The sequence below is a fragment of the uncultured Sphingomonas sp. genome (assembly GCF_934560975.1).
Taxonomy (GTDB): domain Bacteria; phylum Pseudomonadota; class Alphaproteobacteria; order Sphingomonadales; family Sphingomonadaceae; genus Sphingomonas_I.
Genome location: NZ_CAKTFO010000001.1, coordinates 134,773 through 148,444 on the forward strand (window position 1 = coordinate 134,773; position 13,672 = coordinate 148,444).

Consider the following 13,672-nt stretch of genomic DNA (forward strand, 5'->3'; position numbering starts at 1 on the left):
GGAGCGGGAACGGTCGGCCACCCCGGCCCGTTCATGCACGTCCCTTCCGGAGAGTCGCCATGCATCCCGCCGCCACGCCCGTCCGCTACAATCCCGATGTGGAACAACATGAGGAAGGTGAGGCCGAGACGATCCAGGGGCTGAAGGACACGTTTACCGACATCCTGGAAACCACGTCCAAGGATTATGGCCATGCCGTACGCGGCGTCCATGCCAAGGGTCATGCGGTGGTGACCGGCACGATCGAGGTGCTGGGCGACCTGCCGTCCGCGCTGGCGCAAGGCCTGTTCGCCCGGCCCGGCACGTATGACGCGGTGCTGCGCTTCTCGACCAATCCGGGCGACATATTGGACGACAGCGTGGTGGTGCCGCGCGGACTGGCGCTGAAGGTGCTGGATGTGGACACGCCCGACGGCGCGCAGGATTTCGTGATGGCGGACGGACCGGCCTTTTTCGCGGGCTCGGCCAAATTCTTCCTGCAGAACGTGAAGCTGCTGGCCGCCACCACCGACCGCGTCGAATGGCTGAAGAAGGCCCAGTCGCTGCTGCTGCGCGGTGTGGAGAACACGCTGGAGGCGGTCGGGCTGGAAAGCGCCACGCTGAAGAGCCTGGGCGGAACGCCCAGCACCCATCCGCTGGGCCGCACCTATTACAGCCAGACGGCATTCCGTTACGGCGAGTACGTCGCCAAATTCTCGGTCGCGCCTTTGTCCCCGAACCTGACCGCCCTGGCCGATGCCAAGGTGGCGGTGGCGGGACGCCCAGATGCCCTGCGCGAGGAGATTGCAGAGGTGCTGGCGGAAGGTGATGGCGTGTGGGAACTGCGCGTCCAGCTCTGCACCGACCTCGACACGATGCCGGTGGAGGATCCGACCAAGGTGTGGGACGAGGGGGACAGCCCGTTCGTGCCCGTCGCCCGCATCACCGTACCGGCGCAGCCGACATGGGTGAACGGTGTGTCGCAGCAGCGGGAGGACAGGTTGCTGTTCACCCCCTGGCACTGTCTGGACGCGCACCGGCCGCTCGGCGCGGTGAATCGCGTGCGCAAGCCGGTCTATGAATTGTCCTCCGGCTATCGCAGCCGCTTCAACGGGTGCCCGATCCACAACATGCGTACCGCGCAGGAGGTGGACGCCTGATGCGCTACCGTCTTCGTCCATTGCGCGACCAGGTGATCGTGATCACCGGCGCAAGTTCCGGCATCGGCCTCGCCACCGCGCGCAAGGCGGCGCGCCAGGGGGCCAAGACCTGGCTGGTCGCCCGCAACGAGGAGGCGCTGGCTACCGCCGTGCGCGAGATCCAGGCGGAAGGCGGGGAGGCCGGCTATTCCGTCGCGGATGTCGGCGATGCGGCCGCGGTGACGGACGCCGCCAATGCCGCCATCGCCCGGTTCGGCCGGATCGACAGCTGGATCAACAATGCCGGCGTCGCGATCTACGCCAAGCTGGTGGACACGCCGCTGGACGAGCATCAGCAGATGTTCCGCACCAACTATTTCGGGGTGGTCAACGGCGCGATGGAGGCCGTGCGGCGGTTGCAGGTGCAGGGCGGCGCGCTGATCACGGTGGCGTCGATCGCATCCGACCTGCCCTCGCCGCTGCTGGGGGCCTACACCGCGTCCAAGCACGCCATCAAAGGCTACATCAACTCGCTGCGGATCGAACTGGTGACGGACGAGGTTCCGATCTCCGTCACTTTGGTCAAGCCGTCCGGCATCGATACGCCGATCGGGCGCCATGCCGCCAACCATATGGGGCAGGAGGCGTTGATCCCGCCGCCGGTCTATGATCCCGATCTGGTAGCGGATGCGATCCTCGATTGCGCGGTGACGCCACGGCGGGAGATTACCGTCGGCGGCGGCGGGCGCGCGCAGGTGCTAGCAGGCACGCACTTCCCCGGCCTGCTCGACCACCTGTCGCGCTTCATGATGCCGCTACTGACCGATCCCAAGCGGCAGCCGACGCCCGGCAATGCGCTGTTCTCCGCCGCGCGGGATGGCGAGGAACGGTCGGGGATCAAGTCGGGACGGCGGGTCAGCCTGTATACGGCGGCGGCGCGGCACCGCACGGCCACCGGCCTCGGCCTGGCGGCGTTGGTGGGCGGCGGTTACGCGCTCTACGCGGTACGGCGTGCCTCCGCCCGTAAAGCCGGCACGAAACCGTCCTAACGGCGGACGTCGAGCCCGCCTTCCAGAAAGGCGTCCACGTCGCGGCGGGTGAACAGGCTCGCGTCGCCGGGCAAGCTGTGCTTGAGGCAGGTCACTGCCAGCCCGGCGCGGGCGACATCCTCCAGCGATTGGCCGTCGAGCAAGGCGTGGAGCACGCCCGACGCGAAGGCGTCACCCCCGCCGATCCGGTCGACGATGCCGGACACGGCGATCTCGTCCGTCTGGAAGCCGCGCTCCGGCGTGTCGACCCGCGCGGCGATGCGGTGGCGGTCCGTATCCTGGACATGGCGCGCGGTGGAGGCGATCAGGCGCAGGTTGGGGAAGGCCGCGAACGCCGCCTCCGCCGCCTCGCGCCGCCGATCCGCGCCGTCACCGGAAAAATGGCGGTCGAGCAGCAAGGCGACGTCGCGATGATTGCCGAACAGGATGTCCGCCTGCGCCACCAGCCGGCCCAAAGTCTCACGCGGGCGGCCGTCCCACGCCTCCCACAGGCTTGCGCGGTAATTGCCGTCGAAAGAGATCGGCACGCCCAGGCGGGTGGCGGCGTCGGCGGCGGCCAGCGCGGCGGCGGTTCCGCCTGGCCCCAAAGCAGGGGTGATGCCGGACAGATGCAGCCGTCCCGCGCCGGCGAGCAAGGCGTCCCAATCCCACGCGTCCGGCGCCGCTTCCGCAAAGGCGGAATGAGCGCGGTCATAGGTGACTTCCGTCGCCCGCAGCCCGGCGCCGGGGGTGACGAAATACAGGCCCATCCGCCCCGGCAGATGCCGAATGGGGGAGGTGTCCACACCCTGTGCCCGCAACTCGCGCACCGCCGCGTCCCCCAGCGGCGAATCCGGCACCGCGCTGACCATCCGGGTGGCATGGCCCAGCCGGGCGAGGCCGGTCGCCACATTCGCCTCCGCGCCGGCGACCCATACCGCCAAGCTGGCCGACTGGAGCAGCAGCTCCCGATTGGGCGGTGACATGCGCAACATGATCTCGCCGAAGCAGACGAGGGGTTTCGTTTCCGGAGCGAAGCGCGGTTCCATCGGCGATGCCTAACCCGATCCCCATGGGGGTAGCAAGGAATCAGGCGGCACCGCCGATGGCCGAGCGGCGCTACAGCCCGAGCTGGAGCGTCGCGCGGAGGGACAAGGCGGCGCGGCCCTGTTGCTGTTCGACATTCGCCTCCCCGCCGACGCGGAAGCCGGAATTGCCGCCCACCGCGCGCAGCTTGCCGACCCAGCCGCTGGTGCGATCCTCCGGCACCAGGGTGAAGCTTTCGCCGCCATCGAAGCGCGCGACCGTGTTGCCGAGCGATCCACCCGCCACCTGCCGCCGCCCGCCTTCCAGTTCGACCCGGAACCAGCCGCTGTCGGCATCAGTGCCGCCGATTTCCAGCCCGGCCGCGACGCTGCCGGTCACGGCCAGTTCGTCGCTGGTGCGCGATGCCACGATCAGGTCGAACGCCCGGCCGCCGCCGCTTTCGGCATGGCCGTCCTCCTTCAGCCGGTAATAATCCACCGCCACGATCGGCCGCAGCGTGAAGTTGCCGGAATAGAATTCGTAGGATGCGCCGCCGGCAGCCGACCACAAGGTGCCGTCCCAGCCCGTATTGGCATTGAGCGCCAGCGTCTCGTTGCCCGCCTTGCCGCTGAAGCGCCGGTCACCGTCGAAGGTGATCCTGGCGCCGGACACGCGGGCATAGGTCTGCAACCCGTCCCACACCCCGCGCCAATAGCCCGCCAGCTCATATTGGTTGGCGCTGACTTCGTTGGCGGTGCTGCCATCGGCATCGCGACTCCAGAGATAGCCGAACGATGCGCCGAAATTGCCGAGGCCGGTCTTGATCTCCGCACCGCCGGTCAGGCCCCAGCCGGTGACGTCGTAGGAGGCGGTGTCGTCCAGGCTCTTGCTGGTGCCCCATGCCGCCTGGCTGATCCAATAGCCCCACTTGCCCTCGTCCTTGAAGGGTGCGCTGGGGTCTGCGAGGATGCGGGCGAAGGCGCGCGAACCCATCGTCACCTCCTCGAACGTGCCGCCGGCATGGTCGGGCAGCATCTGGCGCAGCGACTTGCGGAAATTGTCGCCATCGGTCTGGCCGAGCAGGGCGGTCGCGACCTTCTGGTCCGCGCCCAATGCGGCATAGACGGCGTTGAAGGCGGTGGCCTGCGAGCGGTTGAGGCCCAGTTCGGCCGTCGACTTGCGCGCGATGTCCACCGCCAGCTCGGTGCCGCTGGCCGATACATTGCCCTTGTAGACGAAAGGCAGCAGCGCGCTGTCCGATGCGAGATTGCCGGCGCCGGTCAGCGTGCCGGCGCGCAGCACCACATAGCGACCCTCCGCGTTGGTCAGGTTGGCGAGCGTGATGGCGAGCTCGCTGCCGGCCGCGAAGGATGCGGTGCCGGCCACGTCGATCAGCGTGCCCGCGCCGGCCGACTTGTCGAGCGTCACGCCCAGCACGCCGCCCTGTGCGACCGAGAGCGATCCGACCGCCGCGCCCCTGGCGACGTTCAGCGTGCCGCCATTCACCGCCACGGCGAGGCCGCGGGCATTGGCGAAGCTGGCGGACACCCGTGCCGTTCCCGCCAGCGTCAGCGTATCCGCGCCGCTGCCGAAATCGAACGCGCCATCGAACGTCGAACTGCCGGCAAGCGACACCGCATCATTGCCTGCGCCGAAGCTGGCGGTGCCGGAATAGGCCGCGTCGCCGCTCAGCGTCAGGCGGTTGGCGCCCGCACCGAAGCTGGTTTTGCCCTGAACCGTGCCGTCCGCCACGTCCAGCACGTCCGATCCGCCACCGAAGCGGATGTCGCCGGTGATGGCGGGCGCGGTGCCGGATGCGACCACCGTCTGGCGCACGGTGACTCCGTTGCCATTGTTGGACAGGTCCAGCGCCACGTTGCGGTCCGAAGCCGCAAGCGCGCCGCTGGCGCTGATCGTGCCGCTATTTCCGACCAGGGTGACGGTGCCCGCGCGATCGGCGATGGCCAGGGCGCTGGCGTCGTTGCCGCCCGCCGTCGCCTTGATCGTGCCGGAATTGCGGATGGTGGTGACGTTGGCTCCGCCATCCACCAGAATGGCGGTGGCGACCGCGCCCGATCCGCTGCCGCCGGTGGCCGAGACCGTGCCGGCGACCCGGACCTCCGGGACGCTGGCGCCGGTGCCGATCTGGAGTGCGGTGGCGTTGCGCTGGCTGGTGGCGCCGACGCTGCCATTGATCCCGATCCCGCCTGCGATCGTCACCGCGCCGCCGAGCCCGCCGACCTTCATGCCGGTACCGTCGACATTGGCATAGACGCCCGCGCTCACGATCGTGCCGTCCACGACCACGCCGAAGCCGGTGCCGGTATTGACGACGGCGCCTATCGCCACCGCACGGCCCGCAGTCCCGATCTGGACGGCGGGCGCCGCGCCGAAGGCGGTGACTTCGGCCGAACCCTCCTTGGCGTCCTCGATCCCGTCCTTGTCCTCGTCATTGTCGGTGGCGCTGGCATCCTTGGGCGGGACCGCGAAGACGATGCCGCCGGACACGTTGCCGGCAACCGACAGGGTCGGCCCGCCCTGGAGCAGGTCGTCCGCGTCCAGCTTGGATGCGTCAGCGCCGGTGGTCGCGCGATAGCCGGTGGCGGACAGCTTGCCCTGCACCACCACGGCCCCGTTGATGTCGCCATCAAGGCGGGCGGCGGACGCGGACAGCCCGTTCGCGCTGATCGCGCCGGCCAGGCGGACATTGCCGTCCACCGCGCCCAGCTGAACGCCGACCGCGCGATCGCCGGTGACGCCCGTGGTGCCGTCATGGGTGAAAGCGCCGGTCAGCTTGCCGCCGAGCAGGACACCGGTGGAATCGTTGCCCTCGACCGTAACGGTGCCGCTGTTCGCGATCGTGCCGCTGAAGGCGCCGGCGGTGCGGATGCCGACACGGCCCCGGCCGACCGCGAACGGGCCGTCCAGGTCGCCATCCTTGTCGGTGTCGGTCGGCGCATAGGTTTCGTCCAGGATGATCTTGCCGCTGTTGGCGATCGCGCCGCTGCCCGACGTGGCCACGATGCCGGCGGCGAAATCGGCATTGGTGATCTGGATCGTGCCTTCGTTGGTCACCTTGTTGCTGCTGTCCAGCGTGACGGCGGTGCCGCCGTTGGGGGTGAGCGAACCATCGCCGGTGATGCGCAGGTCGTCCGCCGCGCCCGACTTGATCGTCGCGGTACGGACCGTATCGGTGCGCTTGGTCGTGACCGTGGTTTCGGCGTGCAGCGGGGCGAACAGCGCGAAGAGGCAGGTGGAAGCGAGCAGGCGACGCATTCTGATCCCTTTTGTGGGGCCTGCGATCGCTGCCGCAGCCCTTCGGATCAGGAGACGATGCCGCGCGCAAAAAACCTTGGGGTCACCCGGAACTTTTTCAGAATGCGGCGTCGATCCCGATGCGCAATGTGCGCGGGCGCAGCGGCGTAATCTGGCGCGCGCCGATCGCGAAGGGCGTGCCGAGCGCGAAGCGGTTGCCGATGCTGTCGGTCAGATTGGTCAGGGTCGCGGTGACGCCCAGGCCCGGAGTGCCCAGGCGCGCGATCACGGCCGTGTCGAGATAATCGCCCTGTTCCTCGCCCAGCACCGGGCCCACGCCCAGCCGTGACCGGCCGACATAGCGGGCCCAGCCCGTCACCCGCAGCGACAGGTCGTTTGCAAGCGGTTGCTGCCAGTCGAACCCGGCCCGCCCCGCGAAGCGCGCGACATTGGGCACGCGGCTCCTCCGCGTCAGCGCCACGGAGAAAGCGGGCGAGGGGCTCAGCACCCGGCTGTCATTGACCGTGCCGGACAGTTCCAGGCGCAAGGCGGGGATCGGTCGCCAGCCGCCGGTGGCGGTGACGGTCCAGATCCGGCCATCCCCGATATTGGCGGTGCTGGGCAGGCCGGAACCGTCGATGAAGTCGGCCTGGATGTCGCGCCAGCGCGTGTGCGAGATGCTGGCGGCAAGGTCCAGCCGCTCGCCCGGCTGGCCGATCCGCAGGCCGCTTTCCAGGGTCGCCACATGGTCGCTGTCGAAGCGGCGGACGAAATCGCTTTCGATCGCGAGCCCGCCGGGGCGGAAACCTTCCTGATAGCGGGCGAACAGGGTCAGGCGCGGCAGCACGGCGGCGCTGATCGAGCCGGACGGCAGCAGGGTGGTGACGGTGCGATCGGCGGCAACCGCCCGGCGCGCGGCGGCAATCAGCGGCGCTACATCCTCGCCCTCGCCCGACAGGCGGGAGTGCGTGACCCGTGCGCCGGCGGTGACGGTCAACCCGGCGACCGGGCGGGCGCTGGCCTCGCCATAGACGGTGCCTTCGGCGATGCGATTGGCGACGCCGGTAATGGGCAGGGGCGTATCGGGCGCGCCCACGGTGCGGCCGAGGCGGGTGCGATTGGAGGTGATGCTGCCGCCGAGCAGCCAGCCGATTCCTCCCTCCGATGTGCGCCACAGGCGGGTTTCGTGCGCGAACAGGCGCGTGCGGTTGCGCTGCACGAAGCTCTGCGGCTGCCCGTCGGAGATCGCGCGCGCGACCAAGGGCGTGGCGGCGAAGATGCCGTTGAAGCCCGCGCCGGCCGCGATGCCGCCCGCCGGCACGGTGGCGTCGTAGGTTTCGGTCAGGGTCTGGCGAATATAGCCCGTCGTGGAGCGCAGGTGCATGTCGCTCCAATCCTTGGCGATCACGACATGGCCGAGCGTGTAATCCGCGTCGAACCCCTGATCGATCGGGCTGGCGCGGGTGAGCGGCCGTTCGCCATTGTCGGCATATTGGCTGTCGCGGCCATGCGTCCGCTGGCCGACCAGACCGAGATCCACCGTCCATCCGTCGCCGGCCACCAGCCGCAGGGTGGCGCGGCCGCCCCAGACGTCCGTGCGGTTGATGTCGCGCTTTCCGCGCACCGGATTGTCGATGTAGCCACCATCCGTCACGCCGTAGCCGGTGACGCGCAGGCCGGCGCGGTCATGGTCCAGCGGCAGGTTGAGCATCGCGGCCAGGTCGGCGCCGGGATCGCCATGCTGCGTGGCCGAGACGCCGCTGGCGATGGTGCCCGCGATCGCGCCCGTGGCGGGGGCATTGGGCGTCACCCGGATGATCCCGCCGAGCGAGCCCGCGCCGTAGAGCGTCCCCTGCGGCCCTTCCAGCACCTCCACCGCCGCCATGTCGTAGAGCCGCAGATCGGGGTCGGGCGCGTTGTAGCTGAGGCGCAGGTCGCCCAGATACTGGCCCACCGTCGCCTGGGTCGGCCCGGTGAAGCTGGAATCCGCGATGCCGCGAATGAACAGCTTGTTGCGGCCCGCGCCGAGATGGGTGGAGGACACGGTCGCCAGCCGCGCCAGGATCGCATCCGTGCCGCTCACCCCGCCCAGCGACAGGTCGCTGCCGCCGAGGAAGGAGGCGAGCCCGGCATAATCGCGCAACGGCACCTCCCGCTTGGTGGCGGTGACGACGATCTCCAGCGGCGTGTCGTCCGCCTCGGTGGGGAGGGAAGCGTGCGGGGGTCTGGCGGGCGGCGGGGCGTGGGGCCGCGCGGTCACCAGCCGCCACGCACCGGGTCCGGCGGCGCGCACCTCCGCGCCGCTGATCGTCGCGAGCCGTTGCAGCGCCTGGCGCGCGGTAAGGCGCCCACGCAGCGCCGGGACGGGGCGCGACCAGATGGCCGCACCCTCCACGCTGATGCTGGTGCCGGTCTGGCGGCCGAGCGCGGTCACCGCCGCCCCCAGCTTGCCGGCTGGCAGGTCCACGGTCGGCACGGTCGCCGGGAGGGGCGCGGCCAGCAGCAGCCCCGCGCCGATTGTCCAGCGCGCGTTCACGACCGGGCGCTCAACTCCCAATGGTCCCCCGTCCTGGTGATGCGCAGGTCGAGCAGGGGGCCGAGCCGGGCGGGATCGCGCGCCAGCCCATCGAGCAGGATCGTGCCCTGGAACGGCCGGTCGGCAATGCCGGGCGCGACGGTCAGCGGCAGGCCGGTCGCGCGCCCGATGTCCGCCGCCACGTCGCCCAGCCGCGCGCCGTCATAATCCAGCCGGCCCGATCGCCAGCCGCCGACAGTGGCGGGATCGATGGCGGTCAGGCGATAGCGGCCGGCATCGTCGCCGGCCCAAAGCGCATGGCCGGGATCGATCCGGACCTTTTCGCCGTCCGGATCATACAGGACCGCGCCCTCCGCCACGGCGACGCGCAGGTCGCCGTCCGCGCGCACCACGCTGAAACGCGTGCCGATGTCCACCAGCCGGTTGCGGCCGGCCTGCACGACGAAGGGGTGCGCGACGTCGTGCCGGATCGCGAACACGGCCTCGCCCTGCTGCAGCGTCGCGGTGCGGTGGTCGTGGCGGTCGAGGACGATTCGCGTGGCACCATTGAGGGTGATGCTGCTGCCGTCCGCCAGGGAAATGTTGCGGGTCTGCCCGGGCGCGGTCTCGATGGTGAAGGGCTGCGCGCGCGAGTCGTAAGCATGCCAGCCGACGACACCCACCAGCGCCGCCGCCACTGCCCCGGCCAGCCAGCGCCGCCGGTCGGGCCGGCGTTCCGGTGCTGGAACCGGCAGAGGGCGCGGCGGCAGCATGCGGGCCATCGCGTCGGCATCCACGCTCAGCGCGTGATAGCGCTCCGCATGGGCCGGGTCGGCTTCCAGCCAGGCGGTGAAGTCTTCCCAATCGGCAAAGTCAGGATCGCCCGTGCGCACGATCCAGCCGATTGCCGCATGGTCCAGCTCGGTCAAAGGTTGCGGCATAACAGGCTCCTCATGCCCAAGACGGAGCCGACGGGATCACGCCTCATCGAAAGACCTCCGCAGCGCGACCAAGGCGGCATAGGCCTTGCGCAGGTCGCTCTCGACCGTGCTGAGGCTGATCCCCATGTCGGCGGCGATGCGGCGCTGGGCAATGCCGTCAATGCGGTGGCGGCGGAAAATGGCGGCGGCACGCTCGCCGACCGAGTCGAGCGCCTGTTCGACCATGGCGACCTGCTGCCGCGCGATCACGGCCCGATCGACGCCCGGCGCGGCATCGGCCGCCATCTCGCTCCAGTCCGTGTCGCGCTGTGTCGCCTGGCGTGCGGCACGATAGCGATCGAGCATGAGGTTGTTGGCGGCGCGGTAGAGATAGGGGAGCGGGGCGGCGACCGGGCCGGTATTCGCCCCGCGCAGCTTCAGCCATAATTCCTGAAGCAGATCCTCCACCGCATCGCCCGCGCCCTGGGCGCGGAGGAAGCGCACCAGCGCCTCACGGTTTGCGAGGAAGACGGCTTCTAGCCCGCTCTGCTCCATGCCCGCCCTGGGCGCCTGCGGCGTGCAGGCGATGATGGCTCCCCGGGCCGGATTCGAACCAGCGACCGTCCGATTAACAGTCGGATGCTCTACCGCTGAGCTACCGGGGAACGAAGGCCGAAGAAGCCTTGCGATGGCGCGGGCCTATACCATCACAAACGCGCGTGGCAAGCCGTTACATGCGCATTTATATCGCAAATTGTTCGGCGGCGATGCGATCGTCCAGCGCATGTTCCGGGTCGAACATCAAAGTCAGCGGGCTGCCACGGTCCACCGTCACCTCCACGCTGGCGACATCGCGCACCTCGCGCTGGTCGGCGACGGCGGACACCGGGCGCTTCACGGGATCGAGCACCTGAAAGCGGATGCAGGTGCGATCGGGCAGGATCGCACCCCGCCAGCGGCGCGGGCGGAACGGGCTGATCGGGGTCAGCGCCATCAGGTTCGAATCTAGCGGCAGGATCGGCCCGTGCGCGGAGAAATTATAGGCGGTGGAGCCGGCGGGGGTGGCGACCAGGACGCCGTCCGCCACCAGTTCGGGCAGCACGACGCGCTTGTCGACGCTGACCTCGATCCACGCCGTCTGACGCGTTTCGCGCAGCAGCGACACTTCGTTGATGGCGGACAGCGCATGTTTGACGCCATCCACCGTGGTCGCCTCCATCCGGAGCGGCGCGACCCGGATCGTGCGCGCGGCCAGCAGCCGGCTTTCCAGCAGGTCGGCGCTCCAATTGTTCATCAGGAAGCCGACCGTGCCCAGGTTCATGCCGAAGATCGGCAGCGGGCGGTGGCGGTCCATCATGGCGTGCAGCGTCTGGAGCAGGAAGCCGTCGCCGCCCAGCGCGACCATGATCTCCGCCTCCGCCGCCGGCACCCATTCGTAGCGGCGCCTGAGCTCCTGCGCGGCCTCCTGCGCCTGGGGCGAGGGCGATGCGGCAAGGGCAAGCCTGCGTTCGCCGCTCATCCGCCGGTGACGCTCATGTGGCGGGCGACGGCGGGACGGTCCGCCTCGATCCGGAAGGCATGGGCTTCGGGCTTGGCCAGCATCGCCCGGTCGAGCGCATCGTCCAGCGCCGCCCGCCCGCCTTCCCGCAGCGCACCGCGCAGGTCGATCCGATCCTCATGGCCTAAACAGAGGTAGAGATGCCCCTCCGCCGTCAGCCGGACGCGATTGCAGCCGGCGCAGAAATTGTTGGTGAGCGGGGTGATGAAGCCCAGTTTCGCGTCCAGTTCCGCGACGTGTGTGTAACGAGCCGGGCCGCCGGTACGCTCGGGAATCGGCACCAGCGTGTAGCGGCGTTCCAGCTGCTGGCGGACGGCGTCCAGCGGCAGGTAGCGGTCGGTCCGGTCCTCGCCCGTGTCGCCCAGCGGCATGGTCTCGATCAGGGTCAGGCCGTGGCCCTCGGCCGCGCACCAGCGCAGCATGGGCTCGATATCATCCTCGTTCAGGCCTTTCAGCGCGACCATGTTGATCTTGATCCGGAGCCCCGCGTCGCGACCGGCGGCAATGCCGTCCAGCACGCGGGCCAGGTCGCCGGTACGGGTGATGTGGCGGAACCGTTCGGGATCGCGGCTGTCCAGGCTGACATTGACCCGTCGCACGCCGGCATCGACCAGGGCGTGGGCCTGATCCGCCAGGCGGGTGCCGTTGGTGGTCAGGGTCAGTTCGTCCAGGCCATGGCCCAGATTGCGCCCGATCGTCCGGGCAAGGTCTACCGCGCCGCGCCGCACCAGCGGCTCGCCCCCCGTCAGTCGGATGCGGTTCACGCCGCGCGCGATGAAGGCGTCGGCGATCTCCGCAATCTCGTCGATCGTCATCAGCGCCTTGGGAGGCAGGAACCGCATTTCCTCCGCCATGCAATAGCGGCAGCGCAGGTCGCAGCGGTCGGTGACGGAGATGCGCAAATAGGTGATCCGCCGGCCGAAACCGTCGATCAGGGAGCCCCGTGGGGTGCCGGCCCCGGGCAAAGGCGCAGCGTCGGCCATGGTTGATAGCTAGGCGCGCCGATGCCACCCGACAAGGGCGGCGCGGCCAAGACTTGCGCGGGAACCATGTGGCGATTGCGGAACCTGTCAGGCGCGACACCATTAATCCGGAGAAAAGGGGAAACACACCTATGAAGCGCATCCTGCCCGGCCTGTTCCTGACGGCGGTCGTATCGACCTCGTCCCTCGCGCAGGCGCAAAGCCCGCAGGCGGCCCGGTCCATCTCGCAATCCGATCGGCAGCAGGGCGCGGCCGCCAACCCGCAGCTGACGGCCGAGTTCGGCAGCGCCTACAAGGGGCCGCAGACGGCCTTCGTGGAGCGGGTCGGCAAGCGGGTGGCGATCGAATCCGGCCTGTCCAATGCGTCGGGCGACTTCACCGTCACGCTGCTGAACTCGCCGGTGGAAAATGCCTTCGCCATCCCCGGCGGCTATATCTACATCACGCGGCAATTGCTGGCGCTGATGAATTCGGAGGCGGAGCTTGCCTCCGTGCTGGGGCACGAGGTCGGCCATGTCGCCGCACGCCACTCCACCAGCCGCAACACGCGCGCGACCATCGGGTCGATCCTGGCGGCGGGAGCGGGCGCGCTGACCGGCAGCAGCCTGGCGACGCGCGTGGTGGGCACTGGGGCGCAACTCTACACGCTGAAATATGGGCGCGGGCAGGAATATGAGGCCGACGCGCTCGGCATCCGCTACATGACGGCGGCGGGCTACAATCCCTATGCCGCCGCGCAGATCCTGGATCAGCTGGATGCGTCCACCGCCTTGTCGGCGCAAGCGAGCGGCAAGTCGGCGCAGTCGCTGCCCACCTGGGCCTCGACCCACCCCAATGGCGCGGAGCGGGTGGAGCGCGCGATGCGTCTGGCCGCCGACACCGGCAAGCCTGATCGGGCGACCGGACAGGACGTCGCATTCCTGCGGATGCTGGATGGCCTGCCTTATGGCGCGACCAACGAGAAGAAGGTGATCCGCATCGTCACGGTCGGCACCCGCGACACGGTGGACACGCTGGCAGCGCGGATGAATTATCCGCAGCTGAAGCGTGAGCGGTTCCTGACCCTGAACGGGCTGACGGAGGATCAGCCGCTCCGCCCGGGCATGTTGGTGAAGCTGGTGGCGGCGGGGTAGAGCCTGGTCCCGCGGCATCAATCCCTTGCGTTCCGGCGCAGGCCGGAACCCTGGTAGAAGCCCTGCCCGCCAACGCTCCGGCCTCGGCCGGAGCACGCTTATCGCTATAACTTTGCCGATGGGTTCCCCGGCGATG

The 13,672-nt window shown here is 69.6% G+C and carries 10 protein-coding genes and 1 tRNA gene; 3 read left to right on the forward strand and 8 right to left on the reverse strand.

All coding sequences use genetic code 11. The annotated features are described in order from the left end of the window. Nucleotides 1-59: 59 nt before the first annotated feature. Both Q0D93_RS00555 and Q0D93_RS00560 read left to right on the forward strand, forming a co-directional pair. Nucleotides 60-1,139, forward strand: coding sequence for a catalase family protein (locus tag Q0D93_RS00555; RefSeq protein WP_294389858.1), 1,080 nt, complete (start codon nucleotides 60-62; stop codon nucleotides 1,137-1,139). Next, nucleotides 1,139-2,167, forward strand: a complete 1,029-nt coding sequence (locus tag Q0D93_RS00560) for an SDR family oxidoreductase (protein WP_294389862.1) — start codon at nucleotides 1,139-1,141, stop codon at nucleotides 2,165-2,167. The genes Q0D93_RS00555 and Q0D93_RS00560 overlap by 1 nt, the downstream gene beginning before the upstream one ends. On the opposite strand, the gene Q0D93_RS00565 is transcribed toward Q0D93_RS00560, so the two are convergent. From Q0D93_RS00565 to moaA, 8 genes are all read right to left on the reverse strand, one after another. Next, complete coding sequence (locus tag Q0D93_RS00565; RefSeq protein WP_294389864.1) at nucleotides 2,164-3,195, reverse strand: sugar kinase; 1,032 nt, start codon at nucleotides 3,193-3,195, stop codon at nucleotides 2,164-2,166. The genes Q0D93_RS00560 and Q0D93_RS00565 overlap by 4 nt on opposite strands. A gap of 70 nt (nucleotides 3,196-3,265) precedes the next feature. Next, nucleotides 3,266-6,448, reverse strand: coding sequence for an autotransporter domain-containing protein (locus tag Q0D93_RS00570; protein WP_294389867.1), 3,183 nt, complete (start codon nucleotides 6,446-6,448; stop codon nucleotides 3,266-3,268). Between the two features lie 97 nt (nucleotides 6,449-6,545). Then, complete coding sequence (locus Q0D93_RS00575; RefSeq protein ID WP_294389870.1) at nucleotides 6,546-8,963, reverse strand: TonB-dependent receptor; 2,418 nt, start codon at nucleotides 8,961-8,963, stop codon at nucleotides 6,546-6,548. Then, nucleotides 8,960-9,883 carry a FecR domain-containing protein gene (locus Q0D93_RS00580; RefSeq protein WP_294389873.1) on the reverse strand — a complete coding sequence of 308 codons (924 nt, stop codon included), beginning with the start codon at nucleotides 9,881-9,883 and terminating at the stop codon, nucleotides 8,960-8,962. Before Q0D93_RS00580 ends, Q0D93_RS00575 begins: the two co-directional genes overlap by 4 nt. Before the next feature lie 36 nt (nucleotides 9,884-9,919). Beyond that, nucleotides 9,920-10,417, reverse strand: a complete 498-nt coding sequence (locus Q0D93_RS00585; RefSeq protein WP_294389875.1) for an RNA polymerase sigma factor — start codon at nucleotides 10,415-10,417, stop codon at nucleotides 9,920-9,922. A gap of 35 nt (nucleotides 10,418-10,452) precedes the next feature. Then, nucleotides 10,453-10,527 (reverse strand) — tRNA-Asn (locus Q0D93_RS00590). A 77-nt stretch (nucleotides 10,528-10,604) separates the two neighbouring features. Further along, a complete protein-coding gene (locus Q0D93_RS00595; protein ID WP_294389879.1) occupies nucleotides 10,605-11,381 on the reverse strand; it encodes an NAD kinase in 777 nt (258 codons plus the stop codon). Beyond that, nucleotides 11,378-12,403 (reverse strand): GTP 3',8-cyclase MoaA, encoded by a 1,026-nt coding sequence (gene moaA, locus Q0D93_RS00600; protein ID WP_294389883.1) that lies wholly within the window; start codon nucleotides 12,401-12,403, stop codon nucleotides 11,378-11,380. The genes Q0D93_RS00595 and moaA overlap by 4 nt, the downstream gene beginning before the upstream one ends. Before the next feature lie 131 nt (nucleotides 12,404-12,534). Here moaA and Q0D93_RS00605 point away from each other — a divergent pair, with 131 nt between their 5' ends. After that, nucleotides 12,535-13,536, forward strand: coding sequence for a M48 family metalloprotease (locus Q0D93_RS00605; protein WP_294389885.1), 1,002 nt, complete (start codon nucleotides 12,535-12,537; stop codon nucleotides 13,534-13,536). The last annotated feature ends 136 nt before the right edge of the window (nucleotides 13,537-13,672 follow it).